Genomic DNA, 19,621 nt, shown 5'->3' on the forward strand with positions numbered 1-19,621 from the left:
CGCCCCGCGTCAGCCGGCCTGCGCCGTCTCGCCTGCCGCCCGCAGGTGCGCAAGCTGTTCCTCGTTGAACGCCTGGTAGTTGCGCTGCCACGTGGACGGCTGCGCCACCGGCATCACCTGCACCGCGGTCACCTTGTACTCGGGGCAGTTGGTGGCCCAGTCCGAGTTGTCGGTGGTGATCACGTTGGCGCCAGACTCGGGGAAGTGGAACGTGGTGTACACCACGCCCGGCTGCATGCGCTGGCTGACGATGGCGCGCAGCACGGTCTCGCCCGCGCGGCTCTGCACGCCCACCCAGTCGCCGTCCTTGATGCCGCGCTCCTCGGCATCGTGCGGATGCAGCTCCAGCCGGTCCTCGTCGTGCCAGTGCACGTTGTGCGTGCGCCGCGTCTGCGCGCCCACGTTGTACTGCGACAGGATGCGCCCCGTGGTCAGCAGCAGGGGGTACTTCCTGGTCACCTTCTCGTCGGTCGGCACGTACTTGGTGATGATGAACTTGCCCTTGCCGCGCACGAAGCCGTCGACGTGCATGGTCGGGGTGCCGTGCGGCGCCTCGGCGTTGCACGGCCACTGGATGCTGCCCAGTTCGTCGAGCTTCTGGTAGCTCACGCCCGAGAACGTCGGCGTCAGCCGCGCAATCTCGTCCATGATCTCGGACGGATGCGTGTAGTGCATCGGGTAGCCCAGCGCGTTCGACAGCAGGATCGTCGCCTCCCAGTCGGCGTAGCCGGCCTGCGGCGGCATGACCTTGCGCACGCGCGAGATGCGGCGCTCCGCGTTGGTGAACGTGCCGTCCTTTTCCAGGAACGACGAGCCCGGCAGGAACACGTGCGCGTACTTGGCCGTCTCGTTCAGGAAGATGTCCTGCACGACGATGCATTCCATCGACGACAGCGCTTCGGACACGTGCTGGGTATTCGGGTCGGACTGGACGATGTCCTCGCCCTGGCAGTACAGGCCCTTGAACGAGCCCGTCAGCGCCGCCTCGAACATGTTCGGGATGCGCAGGCCCGGCTCCGGGTTGATCTCCACGCCCCAGGCCGACTCGAAGCTGCTGCGCACCGTCGAATCGGACACATGGCGGTAGCCCGGCAACTCGTGCGGGAACGAGCCGATATCGCACGACCCCTGCACGTTGTTCTGGCCGCGCAGCGGGTTCACGCCCACGCCTTCGCGGCCGACGTTGCCGGTGGCCATGGCCAGGTTGGCAATGCCCATCACCGTGGTGGAACCCTGCGCATGCTCGGTCACGCCCAGGCCGTAGTAGATGGCCGCGTTGCCGCCCGTGGCGTAGAGCCGGGCCGCGCCGCGCAGCAGGTCGGCCGGCACGCCGGTGGACGCTTCCAGCGCCTCGGGCGAGTTCTCCGGCAGCGCCACGAAATCGCGCCATTGCTGGAACGCGCGGTCCTCGCAGCGTTCGGCGATGAATTGCTCGGCCAGCAGGCCCTCGGTGACAATCACGTGCGCCAGCGACGTGACCACGGCCACGTTGGTGCCCGGGCGCAGCTGCAGGTGGTAGTCGGCGCGGATGTGCGGCGAATCGACCAGGTCGATCTGGCGCGGGTCGATGACGATTAGCTTGGCCCCCGCGCGCAGGCGGCGCTTCATGCGCGAGGCAAACACCGGGTGGCCGTCGGTCGGGTTGGCGCCGATGACCATGATCACGTCGGCCTTGGCCACCGAGCGGAACGTCTGCGTGCCGGCCGATTCGCCAAGCGTGGTCTTCAGGCCGTAGCCCGTGGGCGAGTGGCAAACCCGCGCGCAGGTGTCGACGTTGTTGTTGCCGAACGCGGCGCGCACCAGCTTCTGGACCAGGTAGCCTTCCTCGTTCGTGCAGCGCGACGACACGATGCCGCCGATGGAATCGCGGCCGTGCTCGGCCTGGATGCGGCGGAACTGCGACGCCGCGTAGCCGATGGCTTCCTCCCACGACACCTCGCGCCACGGGTCGGTGATCCTGGCGCGGATCATCGGCTTCAGGATGCGGTCCTTGTGCGTGGCATAGCCCCAGGCAAAGCGGCCCTTCACGCAGGCGTGGCCCTCGTTGGCGGCGCCGTCCTTGTACGGCACCATGCGGACCACCTCGTTGCCCTTCATCTCGGCCTTGAACGAGCAGCCCACGCCGCAGTACGCGCACGTGGTGACTACGCTGTGGGACGGCTGGCCAAGCTGGATGACCGACGTTTCGGTCAGCGTGGCGGTCGGGCACGCCTGCACGCAGGCGCCGCACGACACGCAGTCAGACTCCATGAACGGCTGGCTGGTGCCGGCCGCCACGCGCGAGTCGAAGCCGCGGCCGCTGATCGTCAGCGCGAACGTGCCCTGCGTTTCCTCGCAGGCGCGCACGCAGCGGTTGCAGACGATGCACTTGGACGGGTCGTACGTGAAGTACGGGTTCGACTCGTCCTTCTTCATCTGGGTGTGCGTGGCAAGCGGCGCGGCCCCGCCGGCGCCGTCGGCATAGCGCACCTCGCGCAGGCCGACCACGCCGGCCATGTCCTGCAGCTCGCAGTTGCCGTTGGTCGGGCAGGTCAGGCAGTCCAGCGGGTGGTCCGAGATGTACAGCTCCATCACGCCGCGGCGCAGGTCGCCGAGCTTGCCGCTCTGCGTGCGCACCTTCATGCCCGCTTCCACGGGCGTGGTGCACGATGCCGGATAGCCGCGCCGGCCCTCGATCTCGACCAGGCACAGCCGGCAGGAGCCGAACGGTTCGAGCGAGTCGGTGGCGCAGAGCTTGGGCACGCCGATGCCGGCTTCGGCGGCGGCGCGCATGACGGAGGTGCCGGCTGGCACGGTGACGGCAACCCCATCGATTTCCAGCGTGACCTGGAGGTCGTTGTCGATGGCCGGGGTACCGTAGTCGAAGTCGTCGCGAGCGTTCAAGGGACGTCTCCCGTAATGCACTGCTTTGTAGGGATGCGCGCCCCTGAGAGGCGCGTCATTCTGGTTGGGTGGCCGTGAGGCGGCGGCCGGCGGTCAGGCGGCCCGGGCGGGCTTTGGCGCCAGGCCAAAGTCCTCCGGGAATTCGTCGAGCGCGGACAGCACCGGGTACGGCGTCATGCCGCCCATCGCGCACAGCGACCCGGCCAGCATGGTGTCGCACAGGTCGCGCACCAGCGCCACGTGCTTCACCGGCTGGTCGCCCGCCAGGATGCGGTCGATCACCTCCACGCCGCGCGTGGAGCCGATCCGGCACGGCGTGCACTTGCCGCACGACTCGATCGCGCAGAACTCCATCGCGTACCGGGCCATCCTGGCCATGTCCACCGTCTCGTCGAACACCACGATGCCGCCGTGCCCCACCACCGCGCCGAACGCGGCGTAGGCCTCGTAGTCCAGCGGCGTGTCGAAGCGCGATTCCGGCAGGTACGCGCCCAGCGGGCCGCCCACCTGCACGGCGCGGATGGCCCGGCCGCTGCGCGTGCCGCCGCCGAAGTCGAACATCAGCTCGCGCAGCGTCACGCCGAATGCCTTCTCCACCAGCCCGCCCTGCCGGATGTTGCCGGCCAGCTGGAACGGCAGCGTGCCGCGCGAGCGCCCCATGCCGAAGTCGCGGTAATGCTGCGCGCCGCGCGACAGGATCACCGGCACCGTGGCCAGCGAGATCACGTTGTTGATGACCGTCGGCTGGCCGAACAGACCCTTGAGCGCCGGCAGCGGCGGCTTGGCGCGCACCACGCCGCGCTTGCCTTCCAGGCTTTCGAGCAGCGCGGTTTCCTCGCCGCACACGTAGGCGCCGGCGCCCTTGCGCACTTCGAGCGTGAAGCGCCGGCCGCTGCCGCGGATGTTGTCGCCCAGCCAGCCCGCCTGCGTGGCGATGGCGATGGCGGCCTCGGTGGCGGCAATCGCGTGCGGGTATTCGGAACGGGTGTAGATGTAGCCGGACTCGGCGCCGACGGCCAGGCCGGCGATGGTCATGCCTTCGATCAGCATGAACGGGTCGTCCTCCATGACCATGCGGTCCGAGAACGTACCCGAGTCGCCCTCGTCGGCGTTGCAGACGATGTACTTGACCGGCGACTGCGCGGCCAGCACCGTCTTCCACTTGATGCCGGTGGGGAACGCCGCGCCACCCCGGCCGCGCAGGCCGGAGTCCAGCACCTCCTGCACGATCTGCTCGGGCGTCATCGACAGCGCGCGCGTCAGGCCGGCGTAGCCCTCGTGGGCGATGTAGTCGTCCAGCGACAGCGGGTCGGTGATGCCGACGCGGGCAAACGTCAGGCGCTCCTGGCGCTTCAGGAACGGGATCTCGTCGGTCGGGCCGTGCGCCAGCGCGTGGGCGCCGCCCGCCAGGAAGCCGGCGTCGAACAGCGCGCCAACATCGTCCTCGGTAACCGGGCCGTAGGCCACGCGGCCGGCGGGGGTCTGCACCTCGACCAGCGGCTCCAGCCAGAACATGCCGCGCGAGCCGTTGCGCACGATGCGCACGTCGGCGCCGCGCCGGGCGGCCTCGGCGGCGATGGCCTGGGCCACCTCGTCGGCGCCCAGCGCCAACGCGGTGGAGTCGCGGGGGACAAAGACGGTGGTGGTCATGCGCGGACCTCCTCGTCTTCGCGGATGGCGTCCACGAGCCGGTCGAAGCGCCGGGCATCCACGCGGCCGTGCAGCCGCTCGCCGATCATCATCGACGGGCCGGTGGCGCACTGGCCCAGGCAGTAGACCGGCTCCAGCGTGAACTGGCCGTCGGCCGTGGTCTCATGGAAATCGCAGCCCAGCTTGCGGCAGGCGTGCTCGGCCAGCGCATCGGCGCCCACCGACTGGCAGGCCTCCGCGCGGCAGACCTGCACCACGTGGCGGCCGGCCGGCTGCTGGCGGAAATGGTGGTAGAACGTGATCACGCCATGCACCTCGGCGCGCGACAGGTTCAGTGCCTTGGCAATGACCGGCACCGCGTCGGCCGGGATGAAGCCCTGGCTGTCCTGGATGTCGTGCAGGATCGGCAGCAGCGCGCCAGGCATGTCACGCCGGGCCGCGACGATGCGCGCAATCTCGGATGCGGGTACGGGGGTGCCACTGCCGGCTGGCGCCGTGGGGATGGCGGTGTCTGGCATGCTGTCTCCATTCTGTTCTGTCGATCCCGATATCGGCTTTCTTATTCATATTCGGGCACATCACAACGGGCGCTTCGGCCTCTTTGTGCGACTATAGGACCGTGTTTTGCCCCGTTCAATATGCTATTTTCCGCATATGCTACGCATCTCGATCCTTCCCCACCTGCAGATCCGCGACGATACCGCCCCGGCGCCCGCGCCAGCGCTGGATGTGTCCCGTCTGGTGGCCCTGCTGGGCCTGATCGAATCGACCGGAAACATCGCGCAATCGGCCGAGGCCATGGCGTTGTCATATCGCTACGCCTGGGGCATCCTGCGTGACGCCGAAACCCTGTTCGGCGGGGCGCTGATCGCCAAGACGCGCGGCCGGGGGTCCACGCTGACCCCGCTGGCCCAGCAGCTCGTGTGGGCCAGCAAGCGCATTGCGGCGCGGCTGACGCCTACGCTGGACAGCCTGGCGTCCGAGCTGGAGATCGAACTCAAGAAGCTGATGGCGGCCAGCGATCCGGCCGTGCGCATCCACGCCAGCCACGGATTTGCCGTGGCCGCACTCAGGGATTTCCTTGACGAGCAGAAGGTCCGCCACGACCTGAAGTACTGCGGCAGCCTGGAGGCGGCCGCCGCGCTGTCCGAGGGCGCCTGCAACATCGCCGGCTTCCACGTGCCGATGGGCGAGTTCGAGGAAGAGACGCTGCGCGGCTTCACGCGCTGGCTGCACCCCGGCAAGCATTGCCTGATCCACCTGGCCACGCGCCAGCAGGGGCTGTTCGTGCGCCCCGGCAATCCGCTGCAGATCCACTCGCTGGAAGACCTGACGCGCGCCGACGTGCGCTTTGTCAACCGCCAGCCCGGCTCGGGCACGCGGCTGCTGCTGGACCTGATGCTGGCGCGGCGCGGCATCGACAGCAACGCCATCGAGGGCTTCAGCAACGGGGAATTCACCCATGCCGCGGTGGCCGCCTACATCGGCAGCGGCATGGCCGACGTGGGGTTCGGCGTGGAAACGGCCGCCCGGCGCTTCAACCTGGAGTTCGTGCCGGTGCTCAAGGAGCGCTATTTCTTCGCCCTGGAGACCGAGGCGCTGGACAGCCCCGCGCTGGTCGGGGCCGTGGCCGCCATGAAGAGCGGCAGCTTCCGCGAGCGCGTCAACGCCCTGCCCGGCTACGACGGCGCGCTGACCGGCACGGTCCAGAGCTTTGCCGAAGCGTTCCCGGCCGTGCGGCTCTAGCGGCCGCCGCTGACTGGCGCCCGGACCTGCCCGGGCGCCCCTTTCCGACGACTCAGTAGACCACCACCGACAGCGACACGCCGGCCGGCACGCGCACCTTGTCGGTGTACACGCCGCTGGTGTTCGGGCTGCGCGGCGCGATGTAGCTGGCGTTGCCCTGCAGCATTGACGGCGCGGTGGCCGGCAGCCGGCGCAGCGCCAGGTAGCCCGCCGCCGACGGGTCGATCGCGGGCAGCGTGAGCGTGCCGTCGGTCCATGCGGGATAGCCGTAGCTGCCCGGCGTGCGGCCCAGCGGCATGTTGCTGTTGGTGGTGGCGCGCCAGTTGACCATCGCCTGGTCGAAGCCCCATTCGGGCCGGGACGCGCGAATCGCCTCGTCCAGCACCTGGCGCGAGTTCGCCGTGGGCCGGGCCAGCAGGTCGCGGAAGAACCCCACGCCAAGCTGGCGGTTCAGGAAACCGCCCAGGCTGCCCGACACCGCGTAGCTCTCGCAGGTGGCGCCGAAGCCGGTGAAGACCGTCACGTCGCAGTTGTAGTCGCTGTAGCGGTAGTAGTCGGCCAGGCGGACGTCCCGGATGGGGTTGTAGCTGGTGCTGATGGCGGCGCTGACGAAGTCTTCCATCTGCATGGCCGTCATTTCCTCCAGCCACGTGTCGTAGGCGTAGGTGGCGCCCATGCTCACCTGGCGGCGGTAGAAGTTCTGCATGTGCGTGCCTTCGTGCGCCATGGTGGTCTTGACCGACCGCATGCCGTCGGCGCCGGCCGCCATCGTCTCGCTGTCCAGATACAGCGAGATGGCCTCGTTGCTGTTCGCTTCCTTGCTCTTCAGGAAGTTGTGCACGCCCCAGAAATAGCCCACGGTGCCGTACGGCTTGCCGTCGCGGTTGAAGTTCAGCACGACGATATCGACCGGCATGCCAGCCGGCAGCATCGACGTGGTGAACGCGTTGGCGCCCCAGAGCTTGCCGCCCAGGCCCACCAGCCGGTCGTAGACCATGCCGCCGCCCGCGAACGCGCCGCCCAGTTCGGCCACCATGGCATCGCTCACATTGGCCGCCTCGGCGGTCTCGACCCACAGATTGACCCGGGTACCGTCGCTGGCGGCGAGCTGCTTGCGCAGCGTGGCCGGGCGCTGGGTGCCGTCGATGTGGTACCAGTTGCGCGTGGCGCCCTCGCCCATCGCCGTGGTGCCCAGCGACGCCGCCAGCGGTGCCGGCGCCGCCAGCGTGCTGCGCATCGGCTCGCCAGCCGGGCGGGCGGCATCGGCCCAGCCACTGCGGTTGAATTCGCCGATGGCGCGGTGCATGGCCTCTTCGTCCGACGTCTCGGTCAGCGCCTGCGGCGAGATCATCTCGGCGGCCACGCGCGACGACAGCCCGCTGGGCATCGCCACCGCGGCGGCGGCCGTGTTGTAGAGCTGGAGCCAGACCGACTTGCCGGCCACGCCCGAGATCGCGTACTGGACGTCGACGGCAGCGCCGCTGCCGTTGGGGTATCCCCAGACGCCGACGTCGGTGCCCGCATAGCTGCTCGATGTGGCCGCGCCGCAGGCGGCACACGCCTGGGACAGGCCGTTGACCAGCAGCGGCTCGGCCGCCGTGGGCGAGGTGGGCGCCGGGGCGGCAGACGCCTGGGTGGTCGCGCCGCTGCCGCCGGCATCGTCGCCCCCGCCTCCGCCGCAGCCGGCCAGGGCAAGCGCGGCCAGCGCCGCCATACCGGTCAATCCGGCGGGGAATCGGGCGCGTGCACCGGCACGCAGGGTATTGCGACGCATCTTGGGGACTCCAGAAACAAAGCGACCTCCGGGTCGGGCGCAGGCTCGCGTCCGGCGGAGGGCTCTCCCAATAACGACGCAGATGGCGTCAGATTGAGCGGCCGTTAGATCGCTTTGGGCAATCTTTCGATGCAACGGCCGTTTCAATCTGTCGTGAAACACACGCAGGCGGGCGTGCGTGGGCGGGGGTCAGTAGACCTCGGGGATGTACATGTTGTCGGGCACCGGTTGCCGCGTGTAATCGGCATGGCGCTCACGCTGGGGCAGCACGATGCTCGCCTGCGCGGGCTCCACGTACGGCATCTGCTGGAGCAGGTGGTGGATGCAGTTCAGCCGCGCGCGCTTCTTGTCGACGGCCTGCACGACCCACCAGGGCGCCTCGGGGATGTGGGTCCGCTCCAGCATGACCTCCTTGGCGCGCGTGTAGTCTTCCCAGCGGCGGCGCGACTCCAGGTCCATCGGGCTCAGCTTCCACTGCTTGAGCGGGTCGTGGATGCGGCTCAGGAAGCGCATGTGCTGCTCGTCGTCGGTGATCGAGAACCAGTACTTGATGACCTGGATGCCCGAGCGCACCAGCATGCGCTCGAACTCCGGCACCGAGCGGAAGAATTCCTCGTACTGCTCGTCGGTGCAGAAGCCCATCACGTGCTCCACGCCAGCGCGGTTGTACCAGCTACGGTCGAACAGCACCATCTCGCCGGCCGCCGGCAGGTGCGACACATAGCGCTGGAAGTACCACTGCGTGCGTTCCCGGTCGTTCGGGGCCGGCAGCGCCGCCACGCGGCACACGCGCGGGTTGAGCCGCTGCGTGATGCGCTTGATGACCCCGCCCTTGCCGGCCGCGTCGCGGCCCTCGAACAGGATCACCACCTTGTGGCCCGTGGCCACCACCCAGCTCTGCAGCTTGACCAGTTCGCCCTGCAGGCGGAACAGCTCGCGGAAGTAGCGATGACGCTCGGCGCGCTCGGCCTCGTCGCCGTTGAGATTGCTGTTGTCGCCAGGGCCGCCCGATTCGCCGGCCAGCACGCTCTGCACCAGCGTCGGGTCGCGGTCTTCCAGTTCGAGTTCCAGTTCCTCGTCGTAGTAGTCCGCCACCTCGCGGTGGATGCGGCGGATCAGTTCCTCGTCGTTGTAGTTCATGGCTATCCTCCATTGCACGCGCCGGACGGCGGGCGCCTTGGTGACCGATCGTACGCCCGCCCCGTGGCAATTCGATGAACTGTCATAGAGGCACGATGCATCACATCATGCCGCCTTCCTGCTTGCGGAACGCCCAACGCCCCGCCAGCACCGTGAAACTGGCCACCAGCACCACCAGCACCCAGAAGCCGTGCGGGTGTTCGGCCAGCGGGATGCCGCCGACGTTCATGCCGAAGAAGCCCGCCACGATGTTGATCGGCAGCGCCAGCACCGTGACCAGCGTCAGCGTGAACAGCGTGCGGTTGGTCTGCTCGTTGAGCTTGGCGGCGATTTCTTCCTGCAGCAGCTTGATCCGCTCCACCAGCGCGGCCAGGTCGCTGAGCACCAGCGAGAACTCCTCGGTCGACTCCCGCAGCTCCTGGAGGTCGCTTTCCTGCAGCCACGCGGGCGGCCGGTTCAGCAGCCGGAAGAGCGCGCCGGGCTCGGGCGCCAGCAGCCGCTGCAGCCGCACCAGCCCGCGCCGCATCGACCCCAGGTCCGCCCGGTTCGACTGCAGCCGCTGCGACAGCAACTGGTCTTCGATCTGGTCCACGTTGACGCCGGTCTCACGCACGATCTGCACCAGCACGTCGGCCTGGTCCTGCAGCAGGTGCACCACCAGTTTCAGCGGCGAGCCGAACATCTCGCCCCGGCGCACGGCGGCGCGCAAGCGGTCTACCGAGCGCAGCGGGCGGGCCCGGGCGGTGACCACCAGCCGGGAGTCGGCATGGGCCCAGAGTGTCGAAATGTCGGTCGACGTCACCCCAAAGTTGTAGATCACGTCGTTGACCACGGCCAGCAGCGCGTCGTCCTGGCGTTCGATCCGGGTGGAGCGCGAACCCTGCCGCAGTGCCTCGAAATAGTCCTCGGGCAACGCCAGCTGGGCCCGCATCCAGCGCTCGCAGGCGCTGTGCGACAGGTTGAAATGCAGCCAGACGAACGGGCGTTCGCCCTGCGTCGCATCGTCCGGCCCGGCCGCGGGATGGCCGCGCAGCCACGCGGCGGCGCCGTTGGAATCGATCTCGCGCCCGGGCCGCCCCGGCTCGAACAGGAAACCGCTGACCAGCCCGACCGGATCGGAACCATAGCCGGTCTCGACAATGCCCGATTGCATGCATCCTCCCTTCACGTTGCCTCGCGCGACGGTATCACGCCGCCGTGTCGGTTCGTACGGTCAGCCCGCCCCGCGCGCGGCGGCCAGCTTCTTGTAGAACGCGGCGCGGCTGATGCCCACGCGCGCGGCGGCCTCGGCCACGCGGCCGCCACAGGCATCCAGCGCCTGCGCCAGGAACGTGGCCTCGAATTGCGCCATGGCATCGGCGTAGGACAGCGGCGGCGCGGGGGCGGGTGCGGCTGGCGGGACCTCGACGGCCACGGCAGCCACGGGTGCCACCGCCGGAACCACCTCGCCCGGTCCGGCCGGCGCCGGCTCCGGTGCCAGCGCCGCCATGGCGGGCCGCCGGGCGCCCAGCAGCGGCGCCAGCGCGGTGGCGTCGACCGAATCCTCGTCGCAGAGCATCACCGCGCGCTCCAGCACGTTGCGCAGCTCGCGCACGTTGCCAGGCCAGTCGTAGTTGGCCAGCAGCCGCAGCGCATCGTCCTGCAGGCCAATCGGATGGCGCTCGGCCTTGATGCTCAGTTCCTCGACGATGGCCGACACCAGCGGCAGCAGGTCCGCCCGGCGCGCCCGCAGCGGCGGCAGCTCGATCGTCAGCACGTTGAGCCGGTAATAGAGATCGGCGCGAAAGCGGCCGTCGGCCACCAGCGCCGGCAGGTCGGCCGAGGTGGCGGCGATGATCCGCACGTCGCTGCGCACGATCCGGTTCGACCCCAGCGGCTCGAACTCGCGGTCCTGCAGCGCGCGCAGCAGCTTGCTCTGCAGCGCCAGCGGCATGTCGCCGATCTCGTCCAGGAACAGCGTGCCGCCGTCGGCCAGCTCGAACTTGCCAACCCGGCCCTTGCGGTCGACGCCCGTGTAGGCGCCCGGCGCCGCGCCGAAGAATTCAACCTCCAGCAGCGTCTCGGGGATGGCGGCCACGTTGACGGTCACCAGCGGCCGTTCGGCGCGCGCCGATCCGGCGTGGATGCCGTGGGCCAGCAGTTCCTTGCCCGTGCCGGTCTCGCCCAGCAGCAGCACCGGCGACTCCACCAGCGCCGCGCGCCGCGCCTGGCGCTTGACCTCCTGCGCGGCCGGGCTGGCGCCGACAAAGCTGGCGAACGTGTACTTGGCACGGCGGGCATGGTCCAGCGAGCGCCGCGCGGCCGCCAGTTCGGCCTGCACGCGCGAGTAGTGCGCAAAGATCGGCGTCAGCGCCTTCAGTTCGTCGAACAGCGCAAAACCCACCGCGCCGATGGTGCGGCCGCTGTCGTCCTTGATCGGCAGCCGCGTCACGATCATCGGCTCGCGGTCGGTTTCCAGCAGGTCCAGCAGGATCGGCTTGCCGGTGGTCACCACCTCGCGCATCAGGCTGTTCGGAATCACCTGCTCGCAGTCGAGCCCGATGGCGTCCTGCGGGTTCGTGAACCCGAAGCGCGCCGCGTAGCGCTTGTTGATCCAGACCACGTGCGCGTGCTCGTCCACCACGAACGTGCCCTCGCTGAAGTTCTCGAACGTGCGGAACAGCGATTCCATGGCCCGCCGGGCCACGTAGTCGTAGTCCAGCAGCAGGGCGCCACCGGGCTCGGCGATCTTTTGCATGCGGGTGTGGGTGTCTCGAAGTGAAGACGCGCAGTGTCTCACAACGGAGACACGGGTGGTTCGCCACCGCTTGCGTTGTCTCAATGTCGAGACAAAAGGGCGTGGGATACACTTCCAGCGCCTTTTCGACAACGTTTTTGGTGTGGCACAGAGCCTGCTACTGAAGCGGCCCCTTGTCATCTGCGCGAGGGAATATCGCATTCGACGGCACGGCCAGGCATCCGCGCTGCTCGACCGCATTCAAGAACAAGCGATGGAGACCCCATGTCCTTTGTAGTAGTGCTCGCCGCACTGGCGTTCCTGATGTTCGCCGCCTACCGCGGCTACAGCGTGATCCTGTTTGCCCCGCTGGCCGCCCTGGGCGCCGTGCTGCTGACCGACCCGTCGGCCGTGGCGCCCGTGTTCTCCGGCATCTTCATGGAGAAGATGGTCGGCTTCGTGAAGCTCTATTTCCCGGTGTTCATGCTCGGCGCCGTGTTCGGCAAGGTCATCGAGCTGTCCGGCTTTTCCGAATCGATCGTCGCCGCCGCCATCCGCTACATCGGCCGCTCGCGCGCCAACGCGGTCATTGTGGCGGTCTGTGCGCTGCTGACCTACGGCGGCGTCTCGCTGTTCGTGGTCGTGTTCGCGGTCTACCCGTTCGCGGCCGAGCTCTACCGCCAGAGCAACATCCCCAAGCGCCTGATGCCGGGCGCCATCGCGCTGGGCGCGTTCTCGTTCACGATGGATTCGCTGCCGGGCACGCCGCAGATCCAGAACATCATCCCGACCACGTTCTTCAACACCACGTCCTGGGCCGCCCCGGTGCTGGGCGTGGCCGGGTCGCTGTTCATCATCATCGTGGGCCTGTCGTACCTGGAATGGCGCCGCCGCGCCGCCGCCGCGCGCGGCGAGGGCTACGGCACCAGCCTCGTCAACGAGCCGCAGCGCATGGAAGGCGGCAAGCTGCCGCCGCCGCTGCTGGCCATCCTGCCGCTGATCGTGGTGGGCGTGTCGAATTTCTGGCTCACGCGGATGATCCCGCTCTGGTACGGCCAGGCCAACAGCGTGTCGCTGCCGGGCCTGTCCAAGCCGGTGGAAACCAAGATCGCCAGCGTGACGGCCATCTGGGCCGTCGAGGGCGCCCTGCTGCTGGGCATCGTCGTGGTGCTGGCCACCGCGTTCGGCGCCGTCAAGACCCGTTTTGCCGAAGGCACCAAGAGCGCCGTGTCAGGCGCGCTGCTGGCATCGATGAACACCGCCTCGGAATACGGCTTCGGCGGCGTCATCGCCGCGCTGCCGGGCTTCCTGGTGGTCAGCGACGCGCTGCGCAGCATCCCCAACCCGCTGGTCAACGCGGCCGTGTCGGTGAGCACGCTGGCCGGCATCACCGGCTCGGCCTCGGGCGGCATGAGCATCGCGCTGGCGGCCATGTCCGACGTCTTCATCCAGGGCGCGCAGGCCGCGCAGATTCCGCTGGAAGTGCTGCACCGCGTGGTGTCGATGGCCAGCGGCGGCATGGACACCCTGCCGCACAACGGCGCCGTCATCACGCTGCTGGCCGTCACCGGCCTCACGCACCGCGAGTCGTACCGCGACATCTTCGCCATCACGCTGATCAAGACGCTGGCCGTGTTCTTCGTGATCCTGGTGTTCTACCTGACCGGCCTGGTCTGACAAGCAAGGAGGCATCATGGTCAATCTGCAAGGCAAGACCGCGCTGGTCACCGGCTCCACGAGCGGCATCGGGCTGGGCATCGCCCAGTCGCTGGCCCAGGCCGGCGCCAACATCGTCCTGAACGGCTTTGGCGACGTGGACGCCGCGCTGGCGGCCATCGCCGCCACGGGCGCCCAGGCCGTGCACCACCCGGCCGACATGCGCCGCCCCGACGAGATCGAGGCAATGTTCGCGCTGGCGCAGGCGCGCTTTGGCGGCGTGGACATCCTGGTCAACAACGCCGGCATCCAGCACGTGTCGCCCGTGGAGGACTTTCCGGTCCAGAAGTGGGACGACATCATCGCCATCAACCTCAGCTCGGGCTTTCACACCACGCGGCTGGCGCTGCCGGCGATGCGCGCGGCCAACTGGGGCCGGATCGTCAACATCGCGTCGGTCCACGGGCTGGTCGGCTCGGCCGGCAAGTCGGCCTACGTGGCCGCCAAGCACGGGCTGGTGGGCCTGACGAAGGTCACCGCCCTGGAGACGGCCGCCACCGGCATCACCTGCAACGCCATCTGCCCCGGCTTCGTGCTGACGCCGCTGGTGGCCGCCCAGATCGACGCCATCGCACAGCGCGAAAACATTTCGCGCGACGCCGCGCAGGCCCGGCTGCTGTCCGACAAGCAGCCGTCCGGCCAGTTCGTCACCCCCGAACAGCTCGGCGGCCTGGTGCTGATGCTGTGCTCGCCCGCCGGCGAGCAGGTGCGCGGCGCGGCATGGGCCATGGACGGCGGCTGGACGGCACAGTAAGCCGCCTGGCACGACCCGATCGGTTCAGGAGCCCCGGCGTTGCCGGGGCTTTTTTGTTTCGTCGCGCCGATGTGCCAGGCAGCGTGATTCCATCCCTCCCCCCAAACCGCTCACCCCCTCATACCTAAGCATCGCGCCGGCGATACGCAGGTGTAATGGCTTGACGCCTCCGGGCCTTCCAGAATGAATCCGGGCCGCGATGGGCTGCCGTCATCGGGACGGCGGCGTCGCGGCGCGGCATTGTTATGGAGGCCATGCCATGGACGTCCAGACCATCCGGGAGCGCGCGTATGCCACGCCGCTGTGCAGCCCGGCCTACCCGATGGGACCGTACCGGTTCCTGCAGCGGGAATACCTTGTCATTTCGTACCGCACCGATCCGGACCTGTTGCGCGCGGTGGTGCCCGAGCCGCTGGCGGTGGCCGAGCCCGTCGTCCACTACGAATTCATCCGCATGCCCGATTCCACGGGCTTTGGCGACTACACGGAGTCCGGCCAGGTGATTCCGGTGACCTACCAGGGGCGGCCGGGCAACTACACGCACGCGATGTTCCTGGACGACCATCCGCCGCTGGCGGGCGGCCGCGAGATCTGGGGGTTTCCGAAGAAGCTGGCGAGCCCGCGCCTGTCAGTGGAAAAGGACACGCTGGTGGGCACGCTCGACTACGGCCCGGTGCGCGTGGCGACCGGGACGATGGGCTACAAGCACCATTGCATCGCGCCAGACCCGGTGCGCGACGCCCTGGCCGGCACGCCGAACTACCTGCTCAAGATCCTGCCCCACGTCGACGGCACGGCGCGCGTGTGCGAGCTGGTCTGTTTCTTCCTCAAGGACGTGGCCGTGCGGGGCGCCTGGACCGGCCCCGCTGCCCTGTCGCTCTTTCCCCACGCCCTGGCCCCGGTGGCGTCGCTGCCGGTGCTGGAGGTGCTGGGCGCCAGGCACTACGTGGCCGACCTGACGCTGGGCCTCGGCGAGGTCGTGTTCGACTACCTGCAACAGTAAGCCAACCCGTTATCCGGAGAACATCATGAAGCTTCAAGGCAAATCGGCCATCGTCACGGGCGCCGCCAGCGGCATCGGCAAGGCCATCGCGGAACTGCTGGCCCGGGAGGGCGCGGCCGTGGCCGTGGCCGATCTCAACGAGGAGGCGGCCGTCAAGGTGGCCCGCGGGATCGAGGCTGCGGGCGGCCTGGCCATGGGCGTGGCGATGGACGTGACCGACGAGCAGGCCGTGGACCGCGCCACCGATGCGGTGGCGGACCGCTTTGGCGGCGTGGACATCCTGGTCTCGAACGCCGGCATCCAGATCGTCAACCCGATCCACGAGTACAGCTTTGCGGACTGGAAGCGCATGCAGGCCATCCACGTGGACGGCGCCTTCCTGACCACGCGCGCGGCGCTGCGCCACATGTACCGCGACAATCGCGGCGGCACGGTGATCTACATGGGCTCCGTGCACTCGCACGAAGCCTCGCCGCTCAAGTGCGCCTACGTGGCCGCCAAGCACGGGCTGCTGGGCCTGGCGCGCGTGCTGGCCAAGGAAGGCGGCGAGCACAACGTGCGCTCGCACGTGATCTGCCCGGGCTTTGTCCGCACGCCGCTGGTCGACAAGCAGATTCCCGAGCAGGCCCGGGAGCTGGGCATCAGCGAGGAAGAAGTGGTGCGCCGCGTGATGCTGGGCGGCACCGTCGACGGCGTCTTCACCACCGTCGACGACGTGGCGCAGACCGCCCTCTTCCTGTGCGCGTTTCCGTCGGCCGCGCTCACGGGCCAGTCGTTCGTCGTCAGCCACGGCTGGTACATGCAATAACGCAGGCGGGCCGCCCGCCCCGGCCCCGGCCGCCGCGCGGGCGCGCCCCCGTCAGAGCAGGAACACAGATCATGTTTCAAGAGAGACAGGACTTGCAGGGCAGCTCGGGCGCGGCAACCGCGCACACGGCCGTGGACGACCGCTACGCGGTCAAGGCGCTGGTGCTGCAGGGTGGCGGCGCGCTGGGGTCGTACCAGGCCGGCGTGTACCAGGGGCTGGCCGAGGCCGGCATCACCCCGAACTGGGTGGCGGGCATCTCCATCGGCGCGCTCAACGCGGCCATCATCGCTGGCAACCCGCCGGCCCGGCGCGTGGACCAGCTACGCGCGTTCTGGCAGCACATCTGCCGCCAGCCGTGGCTGCCAAGCCTGGTGCCGTACGACCTGATCGCCGACAGCGCGCAGCACTGGCCAGACACGATGCGGGTCTGGTTCGACGCCATCGAGGCCGCGCGCGCACTCGTGGAAGGCCAGAACGGCTTTTTCTCGCCCCGGCTGTGGCCCACCGGCTTCGTGCAGCCAGCGGGCGCGCACACCGCCAGCTATTACGACACCGGGCCGCTGAAGGCCACGCTGGAACGCTTTGCCGATTTCGACCGCATCAACCGCCCGGACGAACTGCGCGTCTCGGTGGGCGCCGTCAACGTGCGCAACGGCAACTTCGCCTACTTCGACAACACCCGGACGCGGCTGCGCGCCGAGCATTTCATGGCGTCGGGCGCGCTGCCGCCGGGCTTTCCGGCCGTGGAGATCGACGGCGAGTACTACTGGGACGGCGGGCTGGTCTCCAACACGCCGCTGCAGGCCATCCTGCGCGAGCATCCGCGCCGCAACGCGCTGATCTTCCAGGTGGACCTGTGGAGCGCGCGCGGGCCGCTGCCGCATACGCTCGAAGCGGTGGCCACGCGCCAGAAGGACATCCAGTATTCGAGCCGCACGCGCAACATCACGGACCACATGAGCGAGCAGCAGAACTTCCGCCGCCTGCTGGCCGACGTGCTGGCGCTGGTGCCGCCGGCCCGCAGGCAGAGCGAGGCGTACCAGCGCGCCGCAGCGGATGCCTGCGACGTCCGCCGCAACGTGATCCAGCTCATCTACCGCGACAAGCCGTTCGAAGGCAGCGCCAAGGACTTCCAGTTCGGCCCGCTGACGATGCGCGAGCACTGGAACAGCGGGCTGGACGATATCCGCGGCACGCTGGCGCATCCCGAATGGCTGGCGATGCCGCCGCACGACGACCCGTTCGTCACGCACGACATCCACCGCCACCGCAACGCGGGCGGTCAATAGGCGGTCAGTAGGCCGGCACCGGCGGCGCCGCGCGCATGGCCGGGCGCGGCGCCGGCCCCATCGCCACGGCCGGGGCCGCCGGCGCGGCCGTGGCCAGCGGCGCCATGGCGTTCTGGCCGAGCGTGGGCAGCTCCAGCTCGATGGCCATCTTCACCAGGTCCGCGAACGTGCGCGCGGCCATCTTGCGCATGGCCCGGCTGCGGTGGATCTTGATCGTGACCTCGCTGATACCGATGCGCCCGGCAATCTGCTTGTTCATCAGCCCCGACACCGCCAGCGCCATCACCTCGCGCTCGCGGGCGCTCAGCGTGGCGTAGCGGGCGCGCAGGTCGTCGCAGCACTGCAGCGCCTGGCGCTTGCAGCGGTCCACGTCGATGGCGCCTGTCACGGCGTCCAGGAAGTCCTGGTCGCGGAACGGCTTGGGCAGGAAGTCGAGCGCGCCGGCCTTCATCGCGCGCACCGTCATCTCGATGTCGCCGTGCCCGGTGATGAACACCACCGGCAGGCCGATGCCGCGCCGGACCATCTCGCGCTGCACCTCCAGCCCGTTGGCGCCGCGCAGCCGCACGTCCAGCACCACGCAGCCGGGCACCGGTTCGATCTGCGCGGCCAGGAACGCGTCGGCCGACAGGAACGACCGCGAGCGGATGCCGACCGAGGCCAGCAGGTCGGCCAGCGCGTGGTTCAGGCCGGGGTCGTCGTCGACGATGTAGACGACCGGTTCGACGGCTTCGCGGCCGCGCGGGGGCTTGGGTGTCATGGCGTGCACGATGGACTCCGGATAACGCTGCAGGCAGGGATGGAACGATGGTGCAACCAGTCTAGAAACCACGCGGCACCGCAACAAGACGCCGCCGGGGGAGGCCGCGTTTCCGTGCGCGCACCAATCGGCAGGGCCGGTGGCAGCCCCGCGCGGCACGGAAAAAAGGCCGACGCCCCCGGAGGCGGAAGGCGTCGGCCAACGGGACCGAACAAGGTCGCTACATGAAGACGGGGGCAGGCATCGGGATGTGGCCGCCGCGCGGGGCGGCGGGCACGGGATGCGCGCGGCAGGGCCCCGTCTGGGGCCTGCCGGCGTGGGATGGCTTACTGGACCGGCGTCAGGATCGGCGCGCCCTGCTTCTTGATCAGGAACACGACGAACTTGGCCGGCTTGCTCTTGCTGGCGTTGCGACCCACGGTGTGGACGTCGTCCGGGCCTTCGTAGAACGTCTGGCCGGCCTTGAGCGTGACTTCCTTGCCGCCCTTCACGCCCATGACGATGGTGCCTTCCAGCACGTAGATGAAGCCGTGCGCGTCGTGGCGATGCACGGGGTCGTAGCCGCCCGGCGGGTACTCCACGACGATCATCTCGACTTCCTTGCCCGGGTAGTCGGCCAACGCCTGGCGGGTCAGTTCCGTGACCTTGGCGTCGGTGGGCCCGGCCAGCGCGGGCTGCGCGAAGGCCAGCCCGGCCGCGGCAACCAGCGCCGCGAGCGATGCAAGCGATGCAAAGCGCCTCATGGCATCACTCCAGGCCGGCCTTGTCCAGGCCGAACATCTTGTCGGCCGATCCCGGCACGGTCTGGAACGCCACGTTGAGGCGGTTCCAGGTGTTGATCACGCCGATCTGGAACGTCAGGTCCGACAGTTCCTTTTCCGAGAACTGCGTGCGCACGCGTTCGTACAGGTCGTCGGGCACGCCGTGCGCGGGCAGCTGGGTCAGCGCCTCGGTCCAGGCCAGCGCGGCGCGCTCGCGCGGGGCGAACAGCGTGGATTCGCGCCAGATGGCCACGTGGTGCAGGCGCAGCTCGCGCTCGCCGTGGATCTTGGCCTGCTTGATGTGCATGTCGACGCAGAACGCGCAGCCGTTCAGTTGCGAGGCGCGGATTTCCACGAGTTCGCGGATGTGCTGCTCGATCGTCGTCTTCTGGAACAACCCGCCCAGTTCCACGAGCTTCTTCGACAGTTCCGGGGATTGCTGAAAGTAGTTCAAACGTTGCGACATGTGTCTCTCCTGCAGGTGGATGGGAATGTTGCTCGCCGGGCCCCTTTGCACGACCGCGCCAAGGTGGGCACTGCTTGCATCGAATCGTAGTGCGCCCCGTGGGGCGCGGGTAGTGCCGTGTCGGTGCCCAGTCTGTTGCCCTGGGAACACCAATC

The 19,621-nt window shown here is 69.1% G+C and carries 16 protein-coding genes; 6 read left to right on the forward strand and 10 right to left on the reverse strand.

The window, feature by feature from the left end:
- Positions 1 to 9: 9 nt before the first annotated feature.
- The 3 genes from fdhF to EHF44_RS02635 all read right to left on the reverse strand — a co-directional run bounded on the left by fdhF (position 10) and on the right by EHF44_RS02635 (position 5,051).
- Positions 10 to 2,883, reverse strand: coding sequence for a formate dehydrogenase subunit alpha (gene fdhF, locus EHF44_RS02625; protein ID WP_124682300.1), 2,874 nt, complete (start codon positions 2,881 to 2,883; stop codon positions 10 to 12).
- Between the two features lie 93 nt (positions 2,884 to 2,976).
- Positions 2,977 to 4,533, reverse strand: coding sequence for a formate dehydrogenase beta subunit (locus EHF44_RS02630; protein ID WP_124682301.1), 1,557 nt, complete (start codon positions 4,531 to 4,533; stop codon positions 2,977 to 2,979).
- Positions 4,530 to 5,051, reverse strand: coding sequence for a formate dehydrogenase subunit gamma (locus tag EHF44_RS02635; protein ID WP_124682302.1), 522 nt, complete (start codon positions 5,049 to 5,051; stop codon positions 4,530 to 4,532). Before EHF44_RS02635 ends, EHF44_RS02630 begins: the two co-directional genes overlap by 4 nt.
- A 136-nt stretch (positions 5,052 to 5,187) precedes the next feature.
- Here EHF44_RS02635 and EHF44_RS02640 point away from each other — a divergent pair, with 136 nt between their 5' ends.
- Positions 5,188 to 6,279: a substrate-binding domain-containing protein gene (locus EHF44_RS02640; RefSeq protein WP_124682303.1), complete on the forward strand. Its 1,092-nt coding sequence runs from the start codon at positions 5,188 to 5,190 to the stop codon at positions 6,277 to 6,279.
- 52 nt (positions 6,280 to 6,331) lie between these two features.
- Here the strand turns inward: EHF44_RS02640 and EHF44_RS02645 are convergent, their stop codons facing one another.
- The 4 genes from EHF44_RS02645 to EHF44_RS02660 form a co-directional block, all read right to left on the reverse strand.
- Entirely contained in the window at positions 6,332 to 8,053 is a 1,722-nt protein-coding gene (locus tag EHF44_RS02645) for a M30 family zinc metallopeptidase (protein WP_124682304.1), read from the reverse strand.
- 189 nt (positions 8,054 to 8,242) lie between these two features.
- Positions 8,243 to 9,193 carry a polyphosphate kinase 2 gene (ppk2, locus tag EHF44_RS02650; protein ID WP_124682305.1) on the reverse strand — a complete coding sequence of 317 codons (951 nt, stop codon included), beginning with the start codon at positions 9,191 to 9,193 and terminating at the stop codon, positions 8,243 to 8,245.
- Between the two features lie 100 nt (positions 9,194 to 9,293).
- Positions 9,294 to 10,346, reverse strand: coding sequence for a transporter (locus EHF44_RS02655; protein ID WP_124682306.1), 1,053 nt, complete (start codon positions 10,344 to 10,346; stop codon positions 9,294 to 9,296).
- A 60-nt stretch (positions 10,347 to 10,406) separates the two neighbouring features.
- On the reverse strand, positions 10,407 to 11,930 hold the full coding sequence (locus EHF44_RS02660) for a sigma-54 interaction domain-containing protein (protein WP_124682307.1): 1,524 nt from the start codon (positions 11,928 to 11,930) through the stop codon (positions 10,407 to 10,409).
- 264 nt (positions 11,931 to 12,194) lie between these two features.
- On the opposite strand from EHF44_RS02660, the gene EHF44_RS02665 reads away from it, so the two are divergent.
- The 5 genes from EHF44_RS02665 to EHF44_RS02685 all read left to right on the forward strand — a co-directional run bounded on the left by EHF44_RS02665 (position 12,195) and on the right by EHF44_RS02685 (position 17,479).
- Complete coding sequence (locus tag EHF44_RS02665; RefSeq protein ID WP_124682308.1) at positions 12,195 to 13,586, forward strand: GntP family permease; 1,392 nt, start codon at positions 12,195 to 12,197, stop codon at positions 13,584 to 13,586.
- Positions 13,587 to 13,602: 16 nt separating this feature from the next.
- Entirely contained in the window at positions 13,603 to 14,379 is a 777-nt protein-coding gene (locus EHF44_RS02670; protein ID WP_124682309.1) for a 3-hydroxybutyrate dehydrogenase, read from the forward strand.
- 259 nt (positions 14,380 to 14,638) lie between these two features.
- Positions 14,639 to 15,382: an acetoacetate decarboxylase gene (locus EHF44_RS02675; protein ID WP_124682310.1), complete on the forward strand. Its 744-nt coding sequence runs from the start codon at positions 14,639 to 14,641 to the stop codon at positions 15,380 to 15,382.
- A 25-nt stretch (positions 15,383 to 15,407) separates the two neighbouring features.
- Positions 15,408 to 16,190, forward strand: a complete 783-nt coding sequence (locus EHF44_RS02680) for a 3-hydroxybutyrate dehydrogenase (protein ID WP_124682311.1) — start codon at positions 15,408 to 15,410, stop codon at positions 16,188 to 16,190.
- Between the two features lie 71 nt (positions 16,191 to 16,261).
- The gene (locus tag EHF44_RS02685) at positions 16,262 to 17,479 is read left to right on the forward strand and encodes a DUF3734 domain-containing protein (protein ID WP_124682312.1); all 1,218 of its coding nucleotides are present in this window, start codon (positions 16,262 to 16,264) and stop codon (positions 17,477 to 17,479) included.
- Between the two features lie 4 nt (positions 17,480 to 17,483).
- On the opposite strand, the gene EHF44_RS02690 is transcribed toward EHF44_RS02685, so the two are convergent.
- The 3 genes from EHF44_RS02690 to EHF44_RS02700 form a co-directional block, all read right to left on the reverse strand.
- Complete coding sequence (locus EHF44_RS02690) at positions 17,484 to 18,239, reverse strand: response regulator transcription factor (protein WP_124682313.1); 756 nt, start codon at positions 18,237 to 18,239, stop codon at positions 17,484 to 17,486.
- Between the two features lie 326 nt (positions 18,240 to 18,565).
- The gene (locus EHF44_RS02695; RefSeq protein ID WP_124682314.1) at positions 18,566 to 18,982 is read right to left on the reverse strand and encodes a cupin domain-containing protein; all 417 of its coding nucleotides are present in this window, start codon (positions 18,980 to 18,982) and stop codon (positions 18,566 to 18,568) included.
- Positions 18,983 to 18,986: 4 nt separating this feature from the next.
- The gene (locus EHF44_RS02700; RefSeq protein ID WP_124682315.1) at positions 18,987 to 19,466 is read right to left on the reverse strand and encodes a carboxymuconolactone decarboxylase family protein; all 480 of its coding nucleotides are present in this window, start codon (positions 19,464 to 19,466) and stop codon (positions 18,987 to 18,989) included.
- Positions 19,467 to 19,621: the final 155 nt, after the last annotated feature.

Origin of the sequence: Cupriavidus pauculus (genome assembly GCF_003854935.1) — a bacterium.
In the GTDB taxonomy this organism is placed as follows: Bacteria; Pseudomonadota; Gammaproteobacteria; order Burkholderiales; family Burkholderiaceae; genus Cupriavidus; species Cupriavidus pauculus_C.

What these genes read in the sequence shown, in the direction of transcription:
- EHF44_RS02675 (WP_124682310.1), top strand. Translation starts at nt 14,639, where the DNA reads ATGGACGTCCAGACCATCCGGGAGCGCGCGTATGCCACGCCGCTGTGC.
- ppk2 (WP_124682305.1), bottom strand. Translation starts at nt 9,193, where the DNA reads ATGAACTACAACGACGAGGAACTGATCCGCCGCATCCACCGCGAGGTG.
- EHF44_RS02660 (WP_124682307.1), bottom strand. Translation starts at nt 11,930, where the DNA reads ATGCAAAAGATCGCCGAGCCCGGTGGCGCCCTGCTGCTGGACTACGAC.
- EHF44_RS02630 (WP_124682301.1), bottom strand. Translation starts at nt 4,533, where the DNA reads ATGACCACCACCGTCTTTGTCCCCCGCGACTCCACCGCGTTGGCGCTG.
- EHF44_RS02700 (WP_124682315.1), bottom strand. Translation starts at nt 19,466, where the DNA reads ATGTCGCAACGTTTGAACTACTTTCAGCAATCCCCGGAACTGTCGAAG.
- EHF44_RS02680 (WP_124682311.1), top strand. Translation starts at nt 15,408, where the DNA reads ATGAAGCTTCAAGGCAAATCGGCCATCGTCACGGGCGCCGCCAGCGGC.
- EHF44_RS02690 (WP_124682313.1), bottom strand. Translation starts at nt 18,239, where the DNA reads ATGACACCCAAGCCCCCGCGCGGCCGCGAAGCCGTCGAACCGGTCGTC.
- EHF44_RS02665 (WP_124682308.1), top strand. Translation starts at nt 12,195, where the DNA reads ATGTCCTTTGTAGTAGTGCTCGCCGCACTGGCGTTCCTGATGTTCGCC.
- EHF44_RS02655 (WP_124682306.1), bottom strand. Translation starts at nt 10,346, where the DNA reads ATGCAATCGGGCATTGTCGAGACCGGCTATGGTTCCGATCCGGTCGGG.
- EHF44_RS02635 (WP_124682302.1), bottom strand. Translation starts at nt 5,051, where the DNA reads ATGCCAGACACCGCCATCCCCACGGCGCCAGCCGGCAGTGGCACCCCC.
- EHF44_RS02640 (WP_124682303.1), top strand. Translation starts at nt 5,188, where the DNA reads ATGCTACGCATCTCGATCCTTCCCCACCTGCAGATCCGCGACGATACC.
- EHF44_RS02645 (WP_124682304.1), bottom strand. Translation starts at nt 8,053, where the DNA reads ATGCGTCGCAATACCCTGCGTGCCGGTGCACGCGCCCGATTCCCCGCC.
- EHF44_RS02685 (WP_124682312.1), top strand. Translation starts at nt 16,262, where the DNA reads ATGTTTCAAGAGAGACAGGACTTGCAGGGCAGCTCGGGCGCGGCAACC.
- EHF44_RS02670 (WP_124682309.1), top strand. Translation starts at nt 13,603, where the DNA reads ATGGTCAATCTGCAAGGCAAGACCGCGCTGGTCACCGGCTCCACGAGC.
- EHF44_RS02695 (WP_124682314.1), bottom strand. Translation starts at nt 18,982, where the DNA reads ATGAGGCGCTTTGCATCGCTTGCATCGCTCGCGGCGCTGGTTGCCGCG.